The sequence below is a fragment of the Citrobacter sp. CK195 genome, from assembly GCF_030333365.1.
GTDB lineage: Bacteria > Pseudomonadota > Gammaproteobacteria > Enterobacterales > Enterobacteriaceae > Citrobacter_B > Citrobacter_B koseri.
This window is the reverse complement of the sequence record NZ_JAOWGB010000025.1, coordinates 446,177-469,973: the sequence shown is the minus strand read 5'-3', so window position 1 is coordinate 469,973 and position 23,797 is coordinate 446,177. Positions and strand designations below refer to the sequence as shown.

Here is a 23,797-nt window from a genome sequence, read left to right as displayed (position 1 = left end):
GAACCGACCCCATGACGAAACCGGTTCAATACAGTCAGCGCACCATGCACGGGCGCTTATTGTCGAATGTCCAGTTCGGGATCAAATACTGCATTCCCATCGCATCATCACGCGCGCCCAGGCCGTGTTGCTGATACAACTCGTGCGCCTTCATCACCTGATCCATGTCAATCTCAACGCCAAGACCTGGTTTATCAGGCACCTGCACCATACCGCCTTTGATTTCAAACGGCTCTTTGGTCAGACGCTGATTACCTTCCTGCCAGATCCAGTGGGTGTCGATCGCGGTGATCTTGCCGGGCGCGGCGGCCGCCACATGCGTGAACATCGCCAGGGAAATATCAAAGTGGTTGTTGGAATGCGAACCCCAGGTCAGGCCGAACTCATGGCACATCTGCGCGACGCGAACAGATCCCTGCATCGTCCAGAAATGCGGGTCAGCCAGCGGAATGTCCACAGACTGCAAGGAGAGCGTATGCCCCATCTGACGCCAGTCAGTGGCGATCATATTGGTGGCCGTCGGCAGGCCGGTCGCGCGACGGAACTCCGCCATCACTTCGCGGCCAGAGAAACCCTGCTCCGCCCCGCACGGATCTTCCGCATAGGCCAGCGAGCCTTTCAGGTACTTACCGATTTGGATTGCTTCATTCAGCGACCAGGCGCCGTTCGGGTCCAGCGTCACGCGGGCATTCGGGAAGCGTTTCGCCAGCGCTACAATGGACTCCGCCTCTTCATCTCCCGCCAGAACGCCGCCCTTCAGTTTAAAGTCGTTAAAGCCATACTTCTCGTATGCCGCTTCCGCCAGGCGGACGACCGTATCAGGAGTCATCGCCTCTTCGTGACGCAGACGATACCAGTCGCATTTCTCATCCGGCTGGCTCTGGTACGGCAGCGGCGTCGCTTTACGGTTGCCGACAAAGAACAGATAGCCAAGCATTTCCACTTCGCTACGCTGTTGCCCCTCACCCAGCAGGGATGCCACGTTGACCCCCAGGTGCTGGCCTAACAGATCAAGCAGCGCCGCTTCAATGCCGGTGACCACATGAATGGTGGTACGTAAGTCGAAGGTTTGTAAGCCGCGCCCGCCCGCATCACGATCGGCGAACTGATGACGCACGGCATTCAGCACGTTTTTGTACTCACCCAGCGTTTTACCCACCACCAGCGGGATCGCCTCTTCCAGCGTCTGGCGGATTTTCTCGCCGCCAGGGATTTCCCCCACGCCGGTGTGACCAGAATTGTCTTTAATAATGACGATATTACGGGTGAAGAACGGCGCATGCGCCCCGCTCAGGTTCATCAGCATACTGTCATGCCCCGCAACCGGGATAACCTGCATAGCGGTAACAACAGGGGTCGTAAATTGTGTACTCATCATTCAGTCCTTATATGAATTAGCGACGGCCGAAAACGGGGCGTTTACGATCAAAAGTCCAGCCGGGGATCAGGTATTGCATCGGGCCTGCGTCATTGCGCGCGCCGCCAGGCAGTTTCTTGTAAGCGTCATGCGCTTTCTGCACCTGCTCCCAGTCCAGCTCCACGCCAAGACCCGGCGCATCCGGCACAGCAATTTTTCCGTCTTTAATTTCCAGCGGTTGCTTCGTCAGGCGACAATCGCCCTCCTGCCAGATCCAGTGGGTGTCAATCGCCGTCGGTTTACCCGGCGCGGCAGCGCCAACGTGAGTGAACATCGCCAGGGAAATATCGAAATGGTTGTTCGAATGGCAGCCCCAGGTCAGCCCCCAGTCATCGCATAATTGCGCCACGCGCACCGCGCCGGAGAGCGTCCAGAAGTGCGGGTCGGCGAGCGGAATATCCACCGCGTTTAACATCACCGCATGGCCCATTTCACGCCAGTTGGTGGCAATCATGTTGGTCGCGACCGGCAGCCCCGTCGCACGACGGAACTCCGCCATCACTTCACGCCCGGAGAATCCTTGTTCTGCGCCACACGGATCTTCAGCATACGTGAGCACATCGTTCAGCCCTTTACACAGCGCGATGGCTTCATCCAGCAGCCAGGCGCCGTTTGGGTCAACCGTGATTCGCGCATCCGGGAAGCGTTTTTTCAGCGCGCGGGCCGTGTCGATCTCCTGCTCGCCGGGCAACACGCCGCCCTTCAGTTTGAAATCTTTAAAGCCGTAGCGATCCTGCGCCGCCTGCGCCAGATGCACAACCGCGTCGCTGGTGAGCGCTTCCTGATGGCGCAGGTGATACCAGTCATGATTGCCCGGCGTTTTTTCGAGATAAGGTAAATCCGTTTTGGTGCGATCGCCCACGTAGAAAAGGTAGCCCAGCACAGTCACCGCATCGCGTTGTTTGCCCGGCCCTAACAGTTCGCACACCGGTACATTCAGCGCTTTGCCCAGCAGATCCAGCAGCGCCGCTTCCAGAGCCGCTACCGCATTCACCCGCAGTTCGAAAGTCCAGGCGCCTTTACCAAAGGTATCAAAGTCGGCAGCCTGATTACCTTTATGCACCTGTTGCACCACTTTATTCAGGCGGGCCACTTCCTGGCCTAAAACCATCGGAATCGCATCCACCAGCGTCTGGTAAATCACCTCGCCGCCGGGCGCTTCACCCACGCCGGTGTTACCGGCGTTATCGGTGAGGACGACGATATTGCGCGTGAAATACGCGTTATGCGCCCCACCGATGTTGAGTAACATACTGTCATGTCCGGCCACCGGAATGACTTTCATATCGGTAATGACGGGACTTGATTGCGTTGTCATATTTATTGTCCTGCTACAGGTTTCAGTTCGATGCGTTTAATATCCCCGACCAGCACGAGGTAACTCAGTACCGCCACCAGCGCATGGACGCCAACGTAAATCAGCGCGCCATTGAACGAGCCGGTCGTGCCGACGATGTAGCCAATCGCAATTGGCGTTACGATGCCGGAAATATTGCCAAACATGTTGAATAAGCCGCCGCTCAAGCCGCTGATTTCTTTCGGCGCGGTGTCCGCCATGACTGCCCAGCCCAACGCGCCAATGCCTTTACCGAAGAAGGCCAGCGCCATGAAGCCGATAATCATCCATTCGACGTTGACGTAATTACAGAACACCATCACCATCGACAGCAGCATCCCCATCACGATCGGCGTCTTACGGGCGATGTTCAGCGAGCCGGTACGACGCATCAGCCAGTCGGAAATAATGCCGCCCAGCACGCCGCCCACGAAGCCGCAAATAGCCGGGACGGAAGCGACGAATCCCGCTTTCAGAATCGACATGCCACGCGCCTGCACCAGATAAACCGGGAACCAGGTGATAAAGAAATAGGTCAACGCATTAATGCAGTACTGGCCGATATAGACGCCGATCATCATGCGGGAACCCAGCAGCTGTTTGATTTGGCCCCATTTCACGCTAAACGGGACTTTCACCTTCGTATCTTTCTGATCCATATTGATCAGCGCGCCGCCTTCAGCAATGTACTCCAGCTCTTTTTTGTTAACGCCGGGATGCTGGTTTGGTTCATGGATCACTTTCAGCCAGATAAAGCTGATCACGATCCCCAGACCGCCCATAAAGAAGAAGACATGCGACCAACCCACTTCATGGGTCAGCCAGCCCATGATTGGCGCAAAGATAACGGTGGCAAAGTATTGCGCGGAGTTGAAAATCGCCACCGCCGTTCCCCTCTCCTGCGCCGGGAACCAGGCCGCGACGATTCGGCTGTTGCCGGGGAAAGATGGCGCTTCGGCTAACCCGACCAGGAATCGCAGGGTAAACAGCGCCACGATGATGCCAAAACCGCTGAAGATATCCACAAAGCCCTGTAACAGGGTAAACATGGACCAGATAAAGATGGACCAGAAGTAGACACGTTTAGAACCAAAACGGTCGAGCAGCCAACCGCCGGGGATTTGCCCGATCACGTAGGCCCATGAGAAAGCGGAGAACACGTACCCCATGCCTACCGGGTCGAGACCAATATCTTTGGCCATTTCCGATCCGGCAATGGACAATGTGGCGCGGTCGCCATAGTTGAAGGATGTGACGATAAACAGCATCACCACTATCCAGTAGCGGGCATTGGTGCGTTTTTCCGCGCCGCTCACCGCGTGACTTAATGAACTCATTGTTGCACTCCTGAATTTTCGCGTTATCTACGCTCACTCTGAACTGCACAACCGGTAGGGAATCAGAGATGACGTTTCGTGTTTTTTTGCAGCTTTTTATGAGGTCGTTTGCCTTGTGTACTGCATTTTTAATAACTGGCACGAGAAGTATAAAAAGCACACCTCGCACTCTCACCGTGCAACAACACAGTATTTCGGCAGCGTATCACGTATGTTTGTGGCAAAAGCCCAGGGCAATGGAAGCCACTTCACGGAAATGAAAAACGAAGAGGTAAACAGACAGGGTGCGAGAAGCAAAAGAAGAGGAGTGTGAAACGGGTCGCTTGACCCTATGAAAATGCCTCTGAAAACCCTTTCGTATGAAAGGGTTTTAGGGCAAATGCCTGATGGCGCTACGCTTATCAGGCCAACAGACTGCGCATGTAGACCGGACGTCGCCATCCGGCTGGGTTTTGCTCAGGAGAGCAATGTTCCCCAGTTTTCGACCCAGGGGTTGGATTCGCTCTCCGGCTCCGGGTGTTCGCTGGCGTCAATCAACAGCATCTCCCCAACACGCTGCGCGCTTTGCTCCTGCAACAGCGCATCGAACTGTTTGCCGCCATTGCAAAAATTAACGTAGCTGCTGTCGCCCAGCGCAATCACGCCGTAACGCAGATTTGGCTGAAAACCGAGATTGTCCTTTATTCCCTGGAACAGCGGCACAATGCTGTCCGGAAGATCGCCCTGCCCCGTCGTCGATGTCACAACCAGCACAACTTTATCCAGATACGGCTGCCAGTCGCTCAGTTGCGGATCTTCAAAGACGGTTGCTTTATGCCCCTGCGCGGTAAGGATCGCCTCGGCCTCTTCGGCAACCAACAGCGAGTTTCCATACATGGTGCCGACAAAAATACCAATTTCCGCCATTAACGTTTTCTCCCTGATTTAAGCCTGATTATTTTCATCCTGCCGGGACAACGCACTAAACTCAACCCTTTCATTCTCAGGGAGAAGTCCGCGCCAGCCAAACTGTGATAACGCCTGCATCCAGACGTCGTCCAGGCCGGCGCGCAGGATCAGCGGTTCACCGGTAAAGGGGTGGGTAAGCGTCAGTTGACTGGCGTGCAGCATTAAGCGCTGGCAACCAAAATGCTCTGCGGCGCTGCGATTCTGACGTAAATCGCCGTGTTTGCTGTCGCCGATAATCGGATGGCGTAAATGCGCCAGATGACGTCTGAGCTGGTGTTTACGGCCCGTTTTCGGCTCCAGTTCCACCAGGCCGTAGCGGGTTGTCGGATAACGCCCGGTCGCCACCGGCATTTCGACCGTCGCCAGCCCCCGGTAATGGGTCACGGCAGGCTGCGGGCCTTTATCCTCGCGGGCAAATTTATCGGCAATCTTATCCAGTTCTTCCACCAGCGGATAATCCAGAACGGCCTCATCCATTAACCAGCCGCGCACAATCGCATGGTAGCGTTTCTGAATCTGATGCTGCTCAAACTGCTGCGCCAGCAAGCGCCCCGCTTCGCTGGAAAGCCCCATCAGCAGGACACCGGAAGTCGGCCTGTCGAGTCGGTGGGCGGTAAAGACGTGCTGACCAATCTGGTCGCGTACGGTTTGCATCACCACGACTTTTTCGTCGCGATCCAACCAGCTGCGGTGAACCAGCCAGCCAGACGGTTTATTCACCGCCACCAGCCATTCATCCTGATAGAGGATTTCCAGCATCAGACGTTATCGCTCGTAAACAGCGCGTCCAGATCCTGCAATGTCGCCAGGATCACCTCGCGTTGAGGATGATCGGCCGTCAGCGCCATTTCATAATACGGCGCGACAGCAAAGGCTTGCGGAAGCGGCTGCGCGTTATCAAGCAACGCGTGCATACGGGGGATCAGCACCCATTGCAGCCATTCAAGCGGTTCCATCGTATCCATACAAAAAGGTTGCGTGCTGGTAAACAGGTGGGCCTGCGGCTCGTCCATCCGCCAGTGATGATGTTCACGCAGCAGGGCTTCCAGCGCGTGGAGTTGCTGGCGCACACGGTCATGAGTCGTCATGAAATTAACCTCAGTGATGAAAAACTGGCGCGAAGAATAGCATCAGTGAAGACGAAATAAAAAAAGGGAGCACTGTAAAAACAGTGCTCCCGGTTCGTTTCGCAGCATTCCGGCTACTTTTGGTGCTCCCTGCTCATCCGTGACAACTTTTCCTGTGGTCTTGCGACCTGCTCATCCTGAACAATTTGCATCCTGCTCACATCACCCCGATGCGAATCGACTTCATCCTGAAGTATCCTGGCCATCCTGACCCACCGAACATCCTGCCCGGCTCTCGTTCTCCGTCCTGGAGGTGTCCCTTAACGCATCCGGCGTTTTCCACTTTGCTTCATCCTGAAGCCTGTCCTTGTAACACCATCCTGGCGTGTCCTGCTGAAGCGCCATCATCCTGACGTTCGCTTCGTTGTGCGACTCCTTGTCGACAGGTATAGAATCGCCTGTTTCGCCTTGTCTTACAAGACACTTACAGACAATGCCTTAAGGATATTTTCATATGAAAGGCAGGATTGTTAACTCAACTCATTAATATTAAAGGAATTATAGTTAACACCATGAGATAAGTATTCGCTTATTATCTGGCGATCTCTCACAGGGTATGTAAGAGATCTCTCACACAGTGTCTGGCAAAGTGGATTACAGAAGCGGCTTAAGCTGAGTCAGGAATTCCGCAAGAGAGGCGGCCAGAACGGTACGATTGCGCGTTCCCAGGGTCTCTTTGCAAACTTCACCAGAGAGATTACACACCGAAATGACCTCAAGTTCATTTTCCAGCGTGGCGATAAAAAGCGTAGGCGGTAACTTGAGACGCTTCTGCGTGACCAGATGGCCGATCAGGTTTTCCTGAACGCGTCTGAAGTCATCTGCGCTCCATGTTTGCAGCAGCGTCAGCTTTTCATCCGCGAACTGCGCGTACATATCCCCGGCAAATTGCGTGGTGTAAAAAGCATGGACCGCAGGTTGTATCACAATATCAAATGCGCGTTCAACCGCGTTTACATTCGCCTCGCCTTCAAACGGCTGCGGCTGCCAGTAAACGGCATCGCTGGTCGAAGAGATAATGCACGGGGAAGGCACGCCATACAGCTCTTCGCTGAGCGGCCAGCTGTTGTGTTTCTCATGCCATGCGTCGCAATAACGCGTCGTAAATGCCGTCAGGGCTTGCGATGTCAGTTCGTCCACCGATTTCTCTCTTCATAAAAGCCAGGATACACTTGACGCATAGTGTATCTGGTTTATGACGGTGAAACATGTCTTCTTATGAAAACCATCAGGCGCTTGATGGCCTGACTCTCGGAAAATCAACGGATTACCGGGATAATTATGACGCCAGCCTGTTACAGGGAGTTCCGCGCAGCCTGAATCGCGATCCGCTGGATTTAAAAGCGGACAACCTGCCTTTTCACGGCGCCGATATCTGGACGCTGTATGAACTGTCATGGCTGAACGCGAAAGGCGTGCCGCAGGTCGCCGTTGGTCATGTGGAACTGGACTACACCAGCGTCAATTTGATTGAGTCGAAAAGTTTTAAGCTGTACCTGAACAGCTTTAACCAGACCCGTTTTGACTCCTGGGACGCCGTGCGCCAGACGCTGGAAAACGACCTGCGCGCCTGTGCGCAAGGCGAAGTCAGCGTCGCGCTGTACCGTCTTGATGAGCTGGAAGGGCAACCTGCCGCCCATTTTCACGGCACCTGCATTGATGACCAGGATATCACCATCGATAACTATCAGTTCAGCACCGACTACCTGGAGAATGCCGCCAGCGGCGAAAAAGTCGTGGAAGAGACGCTGGTCAGCCATCTGCTGAAGTCAAACTGCCTGATCACCCACCAGCCGGACTGGGGCTCCATACAAATTTGTTATCGCGGGCGCAAAATTGACCGCGAGAAGCTGCTGCGTTATCTGGTCTCGTTCCGTCATCACAACGAGTTCCACGAGCAGTGCGTAGAGCGCATTTTTAACGACCTTCTGCGTTTCTGCCAGCCGGAAAAACTGAGCGTGTACGCGCGCTATACGCGTCGTGGCGGTCTGGATATCAACCCGTGGCGCAGCAACACCGATTTTGTGCCTGCGACGGGCAGACTGGTGCGTCAGTAATCTTTTTTTCTCAATTTTGCGCGCCTGATTCCGCGCGCAAGGTTGTGAAAGGTCATAAGCCAGCGCTATTGTAATCAACAGGGAATGACGTCTTGCGTCCCATAAGGAGTTTACTTGATTACACATATTAGCCCGCTTGGCTCAATGGACATGTTGTCGCAGCTGGAAGTCGATATGCTTAAACGCACGGCCAGCAGCGACTTGTATCAACTGTTTCGTAACTGTTCGCTTGCCGTACTGAACTCCGGCAGTCTGACTGATAACAGCAAGGAATTGCTGTCTCGTTTTGAAAGTTTCGACATCAACGTGCTGCGTCGTGAACGCGGCGTGAAGCTCGAACTGATTAACCCGCCTGAAGACGCCTTTGTGGACGGACGCATCATCCGCGCCTTGCAGGCTAACCTGTTCGCCGTGTTGCGCGACATCCTGTTCGTCAACGGTCAGATTCACAATGCAGGCCGTTTCCAGCATCTGGATCTCGAAAGCTCGGTGCATATTACCAACCTGGTGTTCTCGATTCTGCGCAACGCCCGGGCGCTGCACGTCGGCGAAGCGCCAAACATGGTCGTCTGCTGGGGCGGTCACTCCATTAACGAAAACGAATATCTCTATGCCCGCCGCGTCGGCACCCAGCTGGGTCTGCGTGAGCTGAACATTTGCACCGGCTGCGGGCCAGGGGCAATGGAAGCGCCAATGAAAGGCGCAGCGGTAGGCCACGCGCAGCAGCGTTACAAAGACAGCCGCTTTATCGGTATGACGGAACCTTCCATCATCGCGGCAGAACCGCCTAACCCGCTGGTCAATGAGTTGATCATCATGCCGGATATCGAAAAACGCCTCGAAGCCTTCGTGCGTATCGCCCACGGCATCATCATCTTCCCGGGCGGCGTCGGTACGGCGGAAGAACTTCTCTATCTGCTGGGGATCCTGATGAACCCGGCGAATAAAGATCAGGTGCTGCCGCTGATCCTCACCGGGCCGAAAGAGAGTGCGGATTACTTCCGCGTGCTGGACGAATTTATCGTGCATACGCTGGGAGAAGACGCCCGCCGTTACTACCGCGTCATCATTGATGACGCCACGGAAGTGGCGCGGCTGATGAAAAAAGCGATGCCGCTGGTGAAAGAGAATCGCCGCGACACTGGCGACGCTTACAGCTTCAACTGGTCGATTCGCATCGCGCCGGACCTGCAAATTCCGTTCGAACCGTCGCATGAGAATATGGCGAATCTGCAACTTTACCCCGATCAACCGGTTGAAATTCTGGCGGCGGATCTGCGGCGCGCCTTCTCCGGCATCGTTGCGGGTAACGTCAAGGAGGTTGGCATCCGTGCGATTGAGGAGTTCGGGCCTTATAAAATCCACGGCGACCGCGAGATGATGCGTCGCATGGACGACCTGCTCCAGGGCTTTGTCGCGCAGCATCGTATGAAACTGCCCGGCTCGGCTTACATTCCCTGCTACGAAATCTGCGCATAACGCGCAGCGCCCGGTGGAGCACATCCGCCGGGTCAGACGATCGTCCGCTTTCTCAGACCGGGTCTGGTGTTTTCACCGCCCGGTTTTTTCATTGATACCAGTCACATAGTGAAGCTAAGTTTATAAATGCCGCTTATATTTCAAAATAAAAGCATTAATGCGCAAACGTTTACCTTACAATACCAATAGTAATTTATCAGCCGTAATTCTTATTAGTCGCGACAATCCTCCAAAAACATTGTTTTTTATAGCCAAACCTCCGTATATTGCGCCCCGATCTTTTAGGGCATATGTCGTTAATGGTAGCCTTCGCGCCCGTAAATTCGCTTTGACGTTTTTTTAACAGATTAATGGTCCAAATTTATCCACATAACAGGTGGATTATTGCATTTGGGATCGCGATCACTGATACATTCATAAGTTAAATGTATCTTTCCGCCCGCAAATTATTACGGCGAAAAATTATATAAAAATCGTCATTAAACGAATTTCATTTTACGGTCAGGTCTTTTTTCATTGGATTAGACCACAAACCTGACTTTTAGCTTCCTCCAGGAGAAACAGATGGAAACCACTCAAACCAGCACTATTGCTTCGATTGATTCTCGAAGCGGATGGCGCAAGACGGACACCATGTGGATGCTGGGCCTTTACGGCACGGCAATCGGCGCGGGCGTACTGTTCCTGCCAATTAACGCAGGCGTCGGCGGTATGATCCCGCTGATCATCATGGCGATTATCGCTTTCCCGATGACCTTCTTCGCACACCGTGGCCTGACTCGCTTCGTGCTGTCCGGTAAAAACCCTGGCGAAGACATCACTGAAGTGGTTGAAGAGCACTTCGGTATTGGCGCGGGTAAACTGATCACCCTGCTCTACTTCTTCGCGATTTACCCGATTCTGCTGGTTTACAGTGTGGCGATTACCAACACCGTGGAAAGCTTCATGACCCACCAGTTGGCCATCACCCCGCCGCCGCGCGCGATTCTGTCTCTGATCCTGATTGTCGGCATGATGACCATCGTGCGCTTCGGTGAGCAGATGATCGTTAAAGCGATGAGTATTCTGGTATTCCCGTTTGTTGCGGCCCTGATGCTGCTGGCCCTGTACCTGATCCCCCAGTGGAGCGGCGCAGCGCTGGAAACGCTCTCCTTTGATTCCGCTGCCTCTACCGGCAATGGTCTGTGGATGACGCTGTGGCTGGCAATTCCGGTAATGGTGTTCTCTTTCAACCACTCTCCGATCATCTCCTCCTTCGCGGTCGCGAAGCGTGAAGAGTACGGCGATGCGGCTGAGAAGAAATGCTCTAAGATCCTGGCATTCGCTCACATCATGATGGTGCTGACCGTTATGTTCTTCGTCTTCAGTTGCGTACTGAGCCTGACGCCAGCAGACCTGGCGGCAGCGAAAGAGCAGAACATCTCTATTCTGTCTTACCTGGCGAACCACTTTAACGCGCCAGTTATCGCCTGGATGGCGCCGATCATCGCGATTATCGCCATCACGAAATCCTTCCTCGGCCACTACCTGGGCGCTCGTGAAGGTTTCAACGGAATGGTTATCAAGTCTCTGCGCGGCAAAGGCAAATCCATCGAAATCAACAAGCTGAACAAAATCACTGCGCTGTTCATGCTGGTTACGACCTGGATTGTCGCCACGCTGAACCCAAGCATCCTGGGAATGATTGAAACCCTGGGCGGCCCAATCATCGCGATGATTCTGTTCCTGATGCCGATGTATGCCATCCAGAAAGTCCCGGCAATGCGTAAGTACAGCGGCCACATCAGCAACGTGTTCGTTGTTGTTATGGGTCTGATCGCTATCTCCGCTATTTTCTACTCCCTGTTCAGCTAAGTTTTGTAGCGCCGCTTTCGGGCGGCGCTTCCTCCCTGAGATTTAAGCAATGGATGCCCTATGATTAGCGTATTCGATATTTTCAAAATCGGCATTGGCCCTTCCAGCTCTCACACCGTCGGGCCAATGAAAGCAGGCAAACAATTCACGGATGATCTGATTGCCCGCAATATCCTGACCGATGTCACCCGCGTCGTGGTGGATGTCTATGGTTCACTGTCGCTGACCGGTAAAGGTCACCACACTGACATTGCCATTATTATGGGTCTGGCGGGAAATCTGCCGGATACCGTCGACATCGACGCCATTCCGTTCTTTATTCAGGACGTGAATACCCACGGACGTTTACTGCTGGCGAATGGTCAGCATGAAGTGGAGTTTCCGGTCGATAAGTGCATGAATTTCCATGCCGACAACCTGTCTCTGCATGAGAACGGGATGCGTATTAGCGCGCTGGCGGGCGATAAGGTCCTCTACAGCCAAACTTACTACTCCATTGGCGGTGGTTTCATCGTTGATGAAGAACATTTCGGTTTGTCGAACAGTGCGCCGGTCAACGTGCCGTATCCGTACAAATCCGCTGCCGATCTGCAAAAACACTGCCAGGAAACCGGTCTGTCGCTTTCCGGCCTGATGATGCAAAACGAGCTGGCGCTGCACAGCAAAGAAGAGCTGGAACAGCACTTTGCCAACGTCTGGGAAGTGATGCGCGGCGGTATTGAACGCGGCATCACGACGGAAGGCGTACTGCCGGGGAAACTGCGCGTTCCACGTCGTGCCGCGGCGCTGCGTCGTATGCTGGTCAGCCAGGATAAAACCACGACCGACCCGATGGCGGTTGTCGACTGGATCAACATGTTCGCGCTGGCGGTCAACGAAGAGAACGCGGCGGGCGGGCGTGTCGTGACTGCGCCAACCAACGGCGCATGCGGCATCGTTCCGGCGGTACTGGCGTACTACGACAAGTTTATCCGCGAAGTTAACGCCAACTCACTGGCTCGCTACATGCTGGTGGCCAGCGCGATCGGCTCTCTGTACAAGATGAACGCCTCCATTTCCGGTGCGGAAGTGGGCTGTCAGGGTGAGGTCGGCGTGGCCTGCTCTATGGCGGCGGCGGGTCTGGCAGAGCTGCTGGGCGGCAGTCCGACGCAAGTGTGCATCGCTGCGGAAATCGGCATGGAGCACAACCTGGGTCTGACCTGCGATCCGGTTGCGGGCCAGGTACAGGTGCCGTGCATTGAGCGTAACGCGATTGCCTCCGTGAAAGCGGTCAACGCCGCGCGTATGGCGCTGCGTCGTACCAGCGAGCCGCGCGTGTGCCTCGATAAAGTTATTGAGACCATGTACGAAACCGGTAAAGACATGAACGCCAAGTACCGTGAAACCTCTCGCGGCGGCCTGGCGATGAAGATTGTCGCCTGCGATTAAGTCCTACCACGTTTCAGGATCTGTAGGCCGGATAAGGCGCTCGACGCCATCCGGCATTTATTGCCTGATGGCGCTTCGCTTATCAGGCCTACGGATCGCGCTATTTCGCAACACTCGCCTCCTGTCGCCCTGGATGTTACCCTGTCCCCAAATTTGTCAGGGAGAACACCGTGGCCGTCCATCTGCTTATCGTCGATGCACTGAATTTAATTCGCCGTATTCATGCGGTTCAAGGCTCGCCCTGCGCGGAGACCTGCCTGCATGCGCTTGAGCAGTTGATTGTACACAGTCAGCCGACGCACGCCGTCGCCGTATTTGACGATGACGCGCGCAACAGCGGCTGGCGTCATCAGCGTCTCCCGGACTACAAAGCCGGTCGTCCTCCCATGCCTGACGAGTTGCACAATGAAATGCCCGCAATACGCGCCGCCTTCGAACAGCGCGGCGTGCAATGCTGGGTTTCCAGCGGCAATGAGGCGGATGATTTAGCCGCCACGCTGGCGGTCAAGGTCACACAGGCCGGGCATCAGGCCACTATCGTTTCTACCGACAAAGGCTACTGTCAGTTGCTCTCCCCGACGCTGCGTATCCGCGATTATTTCCAGAAACGCTGGCTGGATGCGCCATTCATTGAGAAAGAGTTCGGCGTCCTTCCCCAACAGTTGCCGGACTACTGGGGACTGGCGGGGATCAGCAGTTCAAAAGTCCCCGGCGTGGCGGGCATCGGCCCCAAAAGCGCGACCCAATTGTTGGTTCAGTTTCAGACTCTGGAAGGGATTTATGCGCACCTCGACGAGGTGGCGGAAAAGTGGCGCAAGAAGCTTGAAGCGCATAAAGAGATGGCATTTTTGTGCCGCGATATCGCGCGCCTGCAAACGGATCTCCATATCGACGGGAACTTGCAGCAGCTACGGCTGACGTGGTAGCTGTGTTGCCGGGTGGCGCTGCGCTTATCCGGCCTACATTTCGTGCAATCCTGTAGGCCGGATAAGGCCATCTGGCAAAATTACCAGGCGGTATGATACAACTCGACGATATCGGCAATACTCGCTTCACGCGGATTACCACCGGTGCAGACATCGTCAAATGCCGCCTGCGCCAGCGCCGGAATATCCTCTTTACGCACGCCGACATCGCGTAAATGCAACGGAATACCGACGTCCCGGTTGAGGGTAAATACCGCTTCCACGGCGGCATTACGCGCCTCGCTCAAACTTATCCCCTCAACCTTCTCGCCCATCGCACACGCGATATCACGGAACTTCTCACCGGTATATTCCGCGTTGTAGCGCATGATATGCGGCAGAAGAATCGCATTAGCAACGCCGTGCGGAGTGTTATAAAACGCGCCCAGCGGATGCGCCATCCCGTGCACCAGCCCAAGCCCCACGTTGGAAAAGCCCATCCCGGCAACATACTGCCCCAGCGCCATCGCTTCGCCCGCTTCACGCTCGCCCGCAACCGAACCACGCAATGCCCCGGCGATAATCTCAATGGCCTTAATATGCAGCGCATCCGTCAACGCCCACGCGGCACGGGTGATGTATCCTTCGATCGCGTGGGTTAACGCATCCACCCCGGTTGCCGCCTTCAGCGCGGGCGGCATGCCATCCATCATGTCGGCATCAATAAACGCGACCTGCGGGATATCATGCGGATCGACACAAACAAATTTACGCCGCTTTTCTTCATCGGTGATCACATAGTTAATGGTCACTTCCGCTGCGGTTCCCGCAGTGGTCGGGATCGCCATCACCGGCACGCTCGGATAACGGGTCGGCGACAGACCTTCCAGACTGCGCACGTCAGCAAACTCAGGGTTATTGCTGATAATACCGATCGCCTTACAGGTATCCTGCGGGGAGCCGCCGCCGATGGCAATCAGGTAGTCTGCCCCGCTTTGTTGAAATACGTTCAGCCCCTCTTTCACCACACCGATGGTTGGATTTGGGATCACGCCATCGTAGATCGCCCATGCCAGCCCTGCGGCATCCATCTTATCCGTGACGTTTCTGACCACACCGCACTGCACCAGCGTTTTGTCACTGACAATTAGCGCCTTGCGATAGCCCCGGCGTTGAACCTCATCGGTTAACGCCGCCACCGCCCCCCGGCCAAACCATGCCGTTTCGTTCAGGATCATTCTGTTCGCCATAGCCCGTCTCCTTCGCTGTGCGAAATTACTCTTCGATACGTAATCCGTAGGTTTTGAATTTTTCCAGCACAATGGCGATAGCCTCATCATCCAGTACAGGCACCGGATCGGTAATCGCCAGCGTACTGAGGTACAGCTGCGCCAGCACTTCCACTTCATGCGCCAGCCACAGCGCTTTTTCCAGGTTCTCTTCGCAGGCGATCAACCCATGATGCTGTAGCAGGGTCGCTTTGCGATTTTTGAGCGCAACGGCAACGTATTCAGAAAGTTCACGCGTGCCGAACGTGGCGTAAGGCGCACACGGAATGGAGTTCCCCCCCGCCGCCGCAATCATGTAATGAATGGCTGGAATAGGACGATTGAGGATCGACACCGCCGTGCAGTGAACGGCATGGTTATGGACGACAGCATTAGCATCCGGGCGCGTCTGGTAGGCCGCCATATGAAAACGCCACTCGCTGGAAGGCAATTTTCCCTGCTCATGCTGACCCTCTGCATCAATAAAGACGATATGTGATTCGGTGAGTTTGTCATACGGAATGCCCGTTGGCGTGATCAGCATCCCGCCCTGATAACGCACGCTCACATTGCCTGCGGTCCCCTGGTTCAGCCCCAGCCGGGTCATCTCCAGGCAGGTGTCGATAATCTGGCGGGCCAGTGTGTTTCGTTCCATTAGTTACCTCTCTCAGTCATTCAAAACGCGACAACAGAACAGCACGTTGCTCTGCTGAATTAATTGAACATTTGGTAACCATCATCATATTGAATAGCGATAAAGGAATTTACATGACTTTATTTTGTGATACGCATCAATTAATCACGTCAGTTAAATACCGTTTTCGCCGGATTCACTCTCGCCAAAATGACCGCTCTTAATATTATTTATCCAAACGGGCATTTTCATAATATTTGTAACAAATGCCCGTTTTCGCAGTAATAAATTAAATCGGTCATCAACGCTGTGGGTTTTTAATTTTATTTACTCAAACGGGCATCATTTTTCAGAAATTAAAGTGATGATAATCACATAAAGCCACCCTCCAGGTGCTAAATGTGACCACCATCATATTAAACAGCGTTTTTTATTTGAAAATGAATTCATGAGTTCACCATCAACAGCCAATTTTCTCTGGCAGATAACAGGAACTCGCCTGGTTTGTCGATCTGGTGAGAAACACCGGTCGTACTTCTAAAATGTTGAACACGCTTCTGAGCCAATGAGGATGCTATGGGAAACACAACAATACAGACGCAGAGTTTTCGTGCGGTGGATACAGGGCAAAGCAAACGCTATATCATTCCGTTCGCTTTACTCTGCTCACTGTTTTTCCTTTGGGCGGTTGCCAATAACCTGAATGACATTTTATTACCACAATTTCAGCAAGCCTTTACATTAACTAATTTTCAGGCAGGTTTGATTCAGTCTGCTTTTTATTTCGGCTATTTTGTTATTCCCATCCCCGCGGGTATTTTGATGAAAAAGCTGAGTTATAAAGCGGGGATAATTACCGGACTATTCTTATATGCTTTTGGCGCGGCATTATTCTGGCCGGCTGCTGAAGTGATGAATTACACCTTGTTTTTGATTGGTCTTTTTATTATTGCCGCAGGACTTGGTTGTCTTGAAACCGCCGCGAACCCTTTTGTTACGGTATTAGGGCCAGAAAGCGGTGGCCATTTCCGTCTCAATCTGGCGCAAACATTTAACTCTTTCGGCGCTATTATCGCCGTGGTGTTCGGGCAAAGTCTTATTTTGTCTAACGTTCCACATCAATCTCAGGACGTGCTCGATAAAATGACGCCTGAGCAATTGAGTACATATAAACACAGCCTGGTTTTGTCGGTACAGACGCCTTATATGATCATCGTGGCTATCGTTTTACTGGTTGCCCTGCTGATCATGCTGACCAAATTCCCGGCGCTACAGAGCGACGATCACAGTGACGCCCAACAAAGTTCATTCACCGCTTCGCTTGCCCGCCTGGTGCGTATTCGCCACTGGCGCTGGGCGGTGCTGGCGCAGTTCTGCTACGTCGGCGCGCAAACCGCCTGCTGGAGCTACCTGATCCGTTACGCTATCGAAGAGATCCCCGGTATGACGCCTGGCTTTGCCGCCAACTACCTGACCGGCACGATGGTGTGCTTCTTTATCGGCCGCTTCTCCGGCACCTGGCTTATCAGCCGCTTTGCGCCGCATAAAGTGCTGGCTGCCTATGCCCTGCTCTCCATGATCCTGTGTCTGGTTTCAGCCTTTAGCGGCGGCCATATCGGTCTGCTGGCCCTGACGCTGTGCAGCGCATTTATGTCGATTCAGTACCCCACTATCTTCTCGCTGGGTATTAAAAATCTGGGACAGGACACCAAATACGGCTCGTCATTCATCGTCATGACCATCATTGGCGGCGGCATCGTCACGCCGGTCATGGGTTTTGTCAGCGATGCGGCTGGCAACATCCCAACGGCTGAGCTGGTCCCGGCGCTCTGCTTTGCCGTCATCTTCATCTTTGCCCGTTTCCGTTCACAAGCGGCAACTAACTGAACATTTTTCCGAATAACGTGAGGAACCTGTAATGAAAAAAATCAGCTTACCGAAAATTGGCATTCGCCCGGTTATTGATGGACGTCGCATGGGGGTACGCGAGTCGCTGGAAGAACAGACCATGAATATGGCGAAAGCCACCGCTGCGCTTATCACCGAAAAACTCCGCCATGCCTGCGGCGCGCAGATTGAGTGCGTGATTGCGGATACCTGCATTGCCGGAATGGCGGAATCCGCCGCCTGTGAGGAGAAATTCAGCAGCCAGAATGTTGGCGTAACCATTACCGTGACGCCGTGCTGGTGCTACGGCAGCGAAACCATCGATATGGACCCAATGCGCCCGAAAGCCATCTGGGGCTTCAACGGTACGGAACGTCCCGGCGCCGTTTATCTGGCCGCCGCGTTGGCCGCGCACAGCCAGAAAGGCATTCCGGCATTCTCTATTTATGGTCATGACGTACAGGATGCCGACGACACCTCGATCCCTGCCGACGTTGAAGAAAAACTGCTGCGCTTTGCGCGCGCGGGTCTGGCGGTCGCCAGCATGAAAGGCAGAAGCTACCTCTCTGTGGGCGGCGTCTCAATGGGGATTGCCGGTTCCATCGTCGATCACAACTTCTTTGAGTCCTGGCTGGGGATGAAAGTGCAGGCGGTGGACATGACCGAGCTGCGCCGTCGCATCGACCAGAAAATCTATGACGAAGCCGAGCTGGAGATGGCGCTGGCGTGGGCGGATAAAAACTTCCGCTATGGCGAGGATCAGAACGCGCAGCAGTACAAACGTAATGAAGAACAAAGCCGCGCGGTGCTGAAAGAGAGCCTGCTGATGGCAATGTGCATTCGCGACATGATGCAGGGCAACAACAAGCTGGCGGAAAAAGGGCTGGTCGAAGAGTCGCTGGGTTATAACGCTATTGCGGCAGGCTTCCAGGGCCAGCGCCACTGGACCGATCAATACCCGAACGGCGACACCGCCGAAGCGCTGCTGAACAGCTCCTTTGACTGGAACGGCGTGCGCGAACCGTTTGTCGTCGCTACCGAAAACGACAGCCTCAACGGCGTAGCGATGCTGCTGGGCCACCAACTCACCGGAACCGCGCAGGTCTTTGCCGACGTGCGAACCTACTGGTCGCCGGAAGCGGTAGAGCGCGTCACAGGCCAGCCGCTCACCGGCCTTGCGGAGCACGGCATCATTCACCTGATCAACTCCGGCTCTGCGGCGCTGGACGGCTCCTGCAAGCAGCGCGATAGCGAAGGCAAACCGACCATGAAGCCGCACTGGGAAATCAGCCAACAGGAAGCGGACGCCTGCCTGGCCGCCACCGAATGGTGCCCGGCGATCCACGAATACTTCCGTGGCGGCGGCTACTCCTCTCGCTTCCTGACCGAAGGCGGCGTGCCGTTCACCATGACCCGCGTGAACATCATCAAGGGTCTGGGGCCGGTACTGCAAATCGCTGAAGGCTGGAGCGTGGAACTGCCGAAAGAGATGCACGATCAGCTCGACGCCCGCACCAACTCGACCTGGCCGACCACCTGGTTTGCGCCGCGTCTTACCGGTAAAGGCCCGTTCACCGACGTTTACTCGGTGATGGCGAACTGGGGCGCTAACCACGGCGTACTGACCATCGGCCACGTCGGCGCTGACTTCATCACGCTCGCCGCCATGCTGCGTATTCCGGTCTGCATGCACAACGTGGACGATGCGAAAATCTACCGTCCTTCCGCCTGGGCTGCGCACGGTATGGATATTGAAGGCCAGGATTATCGCGCCTGCCAGAACTACGGGCCGCTGTACAAACGTTAATGCGTCACTTCTTTGCCCGGTGGCGTAAGCTTACCGGGCCTACAATTTCGCATTTTGTAGGCCGGATCAGCGAAGCGCCATCCGGCAACGTTTCGGAGCTACTATGAAACAAGACGTCATTCTGGTTCTCGACTGCGGCGCCACCAACGTACGGGCAATGGCCGTTGACCGTCAGGGAAACATTGTCGCCCGCGCATCAACAGCGAATGCCAGCGACATCGCCACGGAAAATAGCGCCTGGCATCAGTGGTCGCTGGCGGCCATTCTGCAACGCTTCGCGGACTGCTGTCAGCAACTGAAGACGGAACTGGCGGCCTGCCGGGTTCGCGGTATTACGGTCACCACCTTTGGCGTGGACGGTGCGCTGGTCGATGAACACGGTCAGTTGCTCTATCCGGTGATCAGCTGGAAATGCCCTCGCACCCTTGCCGTCATGGAAAACATCGGCCGCTTTATGCCGCCGCAGCAGTTGCAGGCGATCTCCGGCGTCGGCGCATTCGCCTTTAATACGCTGCATAAACTGGTGTGGCTGAAAGAGAACCACCCGCAGTTGCTCGAACAGGCGCACGCCTGGCTGTTTATTTCATCACTGATCAACCACCGTTTAACCGGTGAATTCACCACGGATATCACCATGGCGGGCACCAGCCAGATGCTGGATATCCACCAGCGGGATTTCAGCCCGGAGATTTTACAGGCCACGGGTTTACCCCGCCGTCTGTTTCCACGGTTAGTTGAAGCGGGCGAACGGATTGGCACGCTGCAAAACGACGCCGCAAACCTGCTTGGGCTTGAGGCGGGTATTCCGGTGATCTCCGCCGGGCATGACACGCAGTTTGCCCTTTTTGGCGCCGGCGCAGAACAGGATGAACCGGTACTCTCGTCCGGTACGTGGGAAATCCTGATGGTACGCAGCGCGCAGGTGAACACGCCGCTGCTCAGCCATTACGCCGGTTCCACCTGTGAACTGGACAGCCAGGCCGGACTTTATAATCCGGGCATGCAGTGGCTGGCTTCCGGCGTGCTCGAATGGGTGCGCAAACTGCTCTGGACGCCAGAAACGCCGTGGCAGACGCTGATTGACGAGGCGCACGCCATTCCGCCGGGTGCTGAAGGCGTGAAGATGCAGTGCGATCTCCTCACCTGTCAAAACGCGGGCTGGCAGGGGGTGACGCTGAACACAACGCGTGGTCATTTTTACCGCGCCGCGCTGGAAGGGCTAACGGCGCAACTGCAACGTAATCTGCAAACGCTGGAAAAGATTGGTCACTTCCAGGCAACTGAGCTTCTGCTGGTTGGCGGCGGAAGCCGCAACGCGCTGTGGAATCAAATCAAAGCCAATCTGCTTGATATACCGATTAAGGTGCTGGATGACGCGGAAACCACCGTCGCCGGGGCCGCCATGTTCGGCTGGTATGGCGTAGGCGAATTTGCCAGCCCGGAACAGGCCCGAGCCCAGGTGCGCTATCAGTACCGCTATTTCTGGCCGCAAACTGAACCCGAATTTATTGAGGGAGTGTGAGATGCTAAAAACTATTTCGCCATTGATATCCCCTGAGTTACTGAAAGTGCTGGCTAAAATGGGGCACGGGGATGAGATTATTTTTTCCGATGCCCACTTTCCCGCTCACAGCATGGGACCGCAGGTTATTCGCGCAGATGGTCTGAAAGTCAGCGATCTGCTCCGGGCGATTATCCCGCTGTTTGAACTGGACAGCTACGCGCCGCCGCTGGTGATGATGGCCGCCGTAGAGGGCGATTCGCTCGACCCGACGGTTGAAGCGCGTTATCGCGATGCGCTCTCATTGCAGACGCCGTGCCCGGAGATTGTCCGCATCGACCGCTATGCGTTTTATGAGCGGGCGCAAAAAGCCTTTGCGATCGTTATCACAGGAGAGTGCGCGAAGTACGGGAATATTCTTTTAAAAAAAGGGGTAACGCCGTAATCTCTTGCCGGTGCGCCCGCATGATGCGGGCGTTCATCGAATGATGGGGTGAGAAAAGATGAAAGCGGCACGCCAACAAGCGATAGTAGACCTGCTGATCAACCATAAAAGTCTGACCACCGAGGCGCTGTCGGTACAGCTTAACGTCAGCAAAGAGACCATTCGCCGCGATCTCAGCGAGCTACAGGCGCAGGGAAAAGTGCTGCGCAATCACGGGCGCGCCAAGTATATTCACCGGGAAAACCAGGACAGCGGCGACCCGTTCCACATCCGGCTGAAAAGCCACTATGCGCATAAGGCGGATATCGCCAGGGAGGCGCTGGCATGGATAGAACCGGGCATGGTGATCGCTCTGGACGCCAGCTCAACCTGCTGGTATCTGGCCCGCCAGTTGCCGGACATTGATATTCACGTCTTTACCAACAGTCACCCGATTTGCCAGGAGCTGGGCAAACGCGAGCATATTCAGCTCATCAGTTCCGGCGGCCAGCTTGAGCGTAAATATGGCTGCTACGTCAATCCGTCGCTTATTTCTCAGCTTAAGCCGCTCGACATTGACCTGTTTATTTTTTCCTGCGAAGGGATTGACCGCGGCGGCGCGCTCTGGGACTCAAATACGATCAACGCGGATTTCAAATCCACGCTGCTTAAGCGCGCATCGCAGTCTTTATTGTTGATCGACAAGAGTAAGCTCAACCGCTCGGGAGAGGCCTGCATCGGGCATCTGGATGATGTGACGCACATCATTTCCGATGAGCGCCAGGGGGTGATTCACGCCTGATGGCGTTGCCGCTTATCAGGACAACAAATACCCGGCGCGGGCCGGATAAGGCATTTACGCCGCTATCCGGCAATTCATCGTATTACCGCTCGTCGCGACGCCCGCCCACGGCGGCCCACAGCCGACGGACATGCACGGTCACTTCTTCACGATCGTGATACAGCTGTCGCGCCTGAATTTGCGCGTTAATGCCGTGTTCATCAAGCTGCGCCTGAATGTATGCCAGGTTCTGCGACACCTCTTCATAGCGTTTTTTCATCGGCAGCTTGAGATTGAAGATCGTCTCGCGACACCAGCCGTTTACTAACCACTGCGCCATCAGCGCGGCAACCTTAGCTGGTTTTTCCACCATGTCGCACACCATCCACGAGATGTTGTTACGGTTCGGACGGTATCTGAATCCATCTTCGCGCAGCCAGGTCACCTGCCCGGTATCCATCAGGCTCTGCGCCATTGGGCCGTTATCGACAGAGTAAACCCACATGTTGCGCTTCACTAACTGGTAGGTCCAACCGCCAGGGCAGGCGCCTAAATCCACGGCATACATCCCGTTCGCCAGACGTTCATCCCACTCATCGGCCGGAATAAAAACATGCAGCGCTTCTTCCAGCTTCAGCGTCGAACGGCTTGGCGCATCGGCCGGGAATTTCAGCCGCGGAATCCCCATATAGAACGGCGAGTTGTTGTCAGGATACGAATACCCGGTATAACAGCAGCCCGGCGCGATGAAGAAAACATGCACCACCGGACGCTTTGGCGTTTCATAGTTTGTCAGAATCCCCGCGTCGCGCAGCGCGGCCCGCAGCGGCACCGTAAATTTACGGCAAAACTTCATCAACTCTTTGCTTTCATTGGTGTCTGCGACTTCAACACGCAGCTCGCCGCCTTTTTCCACAACGCCCTGTAGCATCCCGACAATCGGCGTAATGCGATCGTCCGGCGGCAGGTCGCGCAGCAGCTCGCCGACGACGAACATCTGACGCGCAAAAATGAGCGAGGAAAAAGGCAACTCTTTTACTATTTTTTCAGCATCGTCCGGCTGATAGCACTCAAAGACGACGTATCCGGCATTGTCTTTAACACGAGCGAAGCCAAAGATTTCCCGACGCGCCGCCTTATCCGTTATTTCAGCAGCGCACTCCTTTTCAAAACCAGGGCGACACAACAATACAACCTTATTCATGACCAACGCCCTTACGTTTCAAACGGATGGCGCCAATTAACATCAGCACCCAGCCTGCCAGGAAACTCACGCCGCCGACAGGAGTAACAAACGCCCACAGGCGTAAATGAGACAGCGCCAGGCAATACAGGCTGCCGCTAAACAGCACCGTACCTAACGCCAGAAAAACGCTGCTCCAGTAAAACCAGATGCTAATACGTCGCTGCATCGCAACCGCCAGGCCAAAAATGGCCAGCGTATGAAACGCCTGATATTGCAGACCGGTCTGGACCCAGCCCATTTCAACCACACCAAGAGTTTTGCTCAGGACATGCGCCCCAAAGGCACCCAGAGCAACATAGATAAAGCCGCTTATCGCGGCAAAAATCAGCATAAAACGGCTGGTCATGGTAGTACCCTAAAT

21 protein-coding genes are annotated in these 23,797 nt (G+C 54.9%); 10 read left to right on the top strand and 11 right to left on the bottom strand.

Annotated features, from left to right (window positions below):
• Positions 1-34: 34 nt before the first annotated feature.
• From gudD to syd, 7 genes are all read right to left on the bottom strand, one after another.
• Positions 35-1,375, bottom strand: a complete 1,341-nt coding sequence (gudD, locus tag OGX93_RS16430) for a glucarate dehydratase (RefSeq protein WP_286448984.1) — start codon at positions 1,373-1,375, stop codon at positions 35-37.
• 19 nt (positions 1,376-1,394) lie between these two features.
• Positions 1,395-2,735 carry an enolase C-terminal domain-like protein gene (locus tag OGX93_RS16425; protein ID WP_012134897.1) on the bottom strand — a complete coding sequence of 447 codons (1,341 nt, stop codon included), beginning with the start codon at positions 2,733-2,735 and terminating at the stop codon, positions 1,395-1,397.
• Between the two features lie 2 nt (positions 2,736-2,737).
• Positions 2,738-4,090, bottom strand: coding sequence for a galactarate/glucarate/glycerate transporter GudP (gene gudP, locus OGX93_RS16420; protein ID WP_012134898.1), 1,353 nt, complete (start codon positions 4,088-4,090; stop codon positions 2,738-2,740).
• A gap of 456 nt (positions 4,091-4,546) precedes the next feature.
• Positions 4,547-4,996 carry a flavodoxin gene (locus tag OGX93_RS16415; RefSeq protein WP_012134900.1) on the bottom strand — a complete coding sequence of 150 codons (450 nt, stop codon included), beginning with the start codon at positions 4,994-4,996 and terminating at the stop codon, positions 4,547-4,549.
• An 18-nt stretch (positions 4,997-5,014) separates the two neighbouring features.
• The gene (truC, locus tag OGX93_RS16410; RefSeq protein WP_047461581.1) at positions 5,015-5,797 is read right to left on the bottom strand and encodes a tRNA pseudouridine(65) synthase TruC; all 783 of its coding nucleotides are present in this window, start codon (positions 5,795-5,797) and stop codon (positions 5,015-5,017) included.
• Positions 5,797-6,126 (bottom strand): YqcC family protein, encoded by a 330-nt coding sequence (locus OGX93_RS16405; protein WP_047461578.1) that lies wholly within the window; start codon positions 6,124-6,126, stop codon positions 5,797-5,799. Before OGX93_RS16405 ends, truC begins: the two co-directional genes overlap by 1 nt.
• A gap of 633 nt (positions 6,127-6,759) precedes the next feature.
• Complete coding sequence (syd, locus tag OGX93_RS16400; protein ID WP_047461575.1) at positions 6,760-7,305, bottom strand: SecY-interacting protein; 546 nt, start codon at positions 7,303-7,305, stop codon at positions 6,760-6,762.
• Positions 7,306-7,373: 68 nt separating this feature from the next.
• Here syd and queF point away from each other — a divergent pair, with 68 nt between their 5' ends.
• From queF to xni, 5 genes are all read left to right on the top strand, one after another.
• On the top strand, positions 7,374-8,222 hold the full coding sequence (gene queF / locus OGX93_RS16395; RefSeq protein WP_012134904.1) for an NADPH-dependent 7-cyano-7-deazaguanine reductase QueF: 849 nt from the start codon (positions 7,374-7,376) through the stop codon (positions 8,220-8,222).
• Positions 8,223-8,336: 114 nt separating this feature from the next.
• The gene (gene ppnN, locus OGX93_RS16390; protein WP_024130903.1) at positions 8,337-9,701 is read left to right on the top strand and encodes a nucleotide 5'-monophosphate nucleosidase PpnN; all 1,365 of its coding nucleotides are present in this window, start codon (positions 8,337-8,339) and stop codon (positions 9,699-9,701) included.
• A gap of 564 nt (positions 9,702-10,265) precedes the next feature.
• Positions 10,266-11,555: an HAAAP family serine/threonine permease SdaC gene (gene sdaC / locus OGX93_RS16385; RefSeq protein WP_049009488.1), complete on the top strand. Its 1,290-nt coding sequence runs from the start codon at positions 10,266-10,268 to the stop codon at positions 11,553-11,555.
• 60 nt (positions 11,556-11,615) lie between these two features.
• On the top strand, positions 11,616-12,983 hold the full coding sequence (gene sdaB / locus OGX93_RS16380) for an L-serine ammonia-lyase II (protein WP_012134908.1): 1,368 nt from the start codon (positions 11,616-11,618) through the stop codon (positions 12,981-12,983).
• Between the two features lie 170 nt (positions 12,984-13,153).
• A complete protein-coding gene (xni, locus tag OGX93_RS16375) occupies positions 13,154-13,909 on the top strand; it encodes a flap endonuclease Xni (RefSeq protein ID WP_286448987.1) in 756 nt (251 codons plus the stop codon).
• 80 nt (positions 13,910-13,989) lie between these two features.
• On the opposite strand, the gene fucO is transcribed toward xni, so the two are convergent.
• Both fucO and fucA read right to left on the bottom strand, forming a co-directional pair.
• Complete coding sequence (gene fucO / locus OGX93_RS16370) at positions 13,990-15,138, bottom strand: lactaldehyde reductase (RefSeq protein WP_286448989.1); 1,149 nt, start codon at positions 15,136-15,138, stop codon at positions 13,990-13,992.
• A gap of 25 nt (positions 15,139-15,163) precedes the next feature.
• The gene (fucA, locus tag OGX93_RS16365; RefSeq protein ID WP_012134912.1) at positions 15,164-15,811 is read right to left on the bottom strand and encodes an L-fuculose-phosphate aldolase; all 648 of its coding nucleotides are present in this window, start codon (positions 15,809-15,811) and stop codon (positions 15,164-15,166) included.
• Positions 15,812-16,366: 555 nt separating this feature from the next.
• Between fucA and fucP the strand changes: the two genes are divergently transcribed.
• From fucP to fucR, 5 genes are all read left to right on the top strand, one after another.
• Positions 16,367-17,677, top strand: coding sequence for an L-fucose:H+ symporter permease (fucP, locus tag OGX93_RS16360; protein ID WP_012134914.1), 1,311 nt, complete (start codon positions 16,367-16,369; stop codon positions 17,675-17,677).
• A 31-nt stretch (positions 17,678-17,708) separates the two neighbouring features.
• Positions 17,709-19,484 (top strand): L-fucose isomerase, encoded by a 1,776-nt coding sequence (gene fucI, locus OGX93_RS16355; protein WP_112001597.1) that lies wholly within the window; start codon positions 17,709-17,711, stop codon positions 19,482-19,484.
• A gap of 103 nt (positions 19,485-19,587) precedes the next feature.
• The gene (fucK, locus tag OGX93_RS16350; RefSeq protein ID WP_012134918.1) at positions 19,588-21,006 is read left to right on the top strand and encodes an L-fuculokinase; all 1,419 of its coding nucleotides are present in this window, start codon (positions 19,588-19,590) and stop codon (positions 21,004-21,006) included.
• A gap of 1 nt (position 21,007) precedes the next feature.
• Entirely contained in the window at positions 21,008-21,430 is a 423-nt protein-coding gene (gene fucU, locus OGX93_RS16345; protein ID WP_286448991.1) for an L-fucose mutarotase, read from the top strand.
• Between the two features lie 58 nt (positions 21,431-21,488).
• The gene (fucR, locus tag OGX93_RS16340; protein WP_012134922.1) at positions 21,489-22,211 is read left to right on the top strand and encodes an L-fucose operon activator; all 723 of its coding nucleotides are present in this window, start codon (positions 21,489-21,491) and stop codon (positions 22,209-22,211) included.
• Positions 22,212-22,293: 82 nt separating this feature from the next.
• Here the strand turns inward: fucR and rlmM are convergent, their stop codons facing one another.
• Both rlmM and OGX93_RS16330 read right to left on the bottom strand, forming a co-directional pair.
• Positions 22,294-23,394: a 23S rRNA (cytidine(2498)-2'-O)-methyltransferase RlmM gene (rlmM, locus tag OGX93_RS16335; RefSeq protein WP_012134923.1), complete on the bottom strand. Its 1,101-nt coding sequence runs from the start codon at positions 23,392-23,394 to the stop codon at positions 22,294-22,296.
• Complete coding sequence (locus OGX93_RS16330) at positions 23,387-23,782, bottom strand: DUF423 domain-containing protein (RefSeq protein WP_012134924.1); 396 nt, start codon at positions 23,780-23,782, stop codon at positions 23,387-23,389. Before OGX93_RS16330 ends, rlmM begins: the two co-directional genes overlap by 8 nt.
• Between the last annotated feature and the right edge of the window lie 15 nt (positions 23,783-23,797).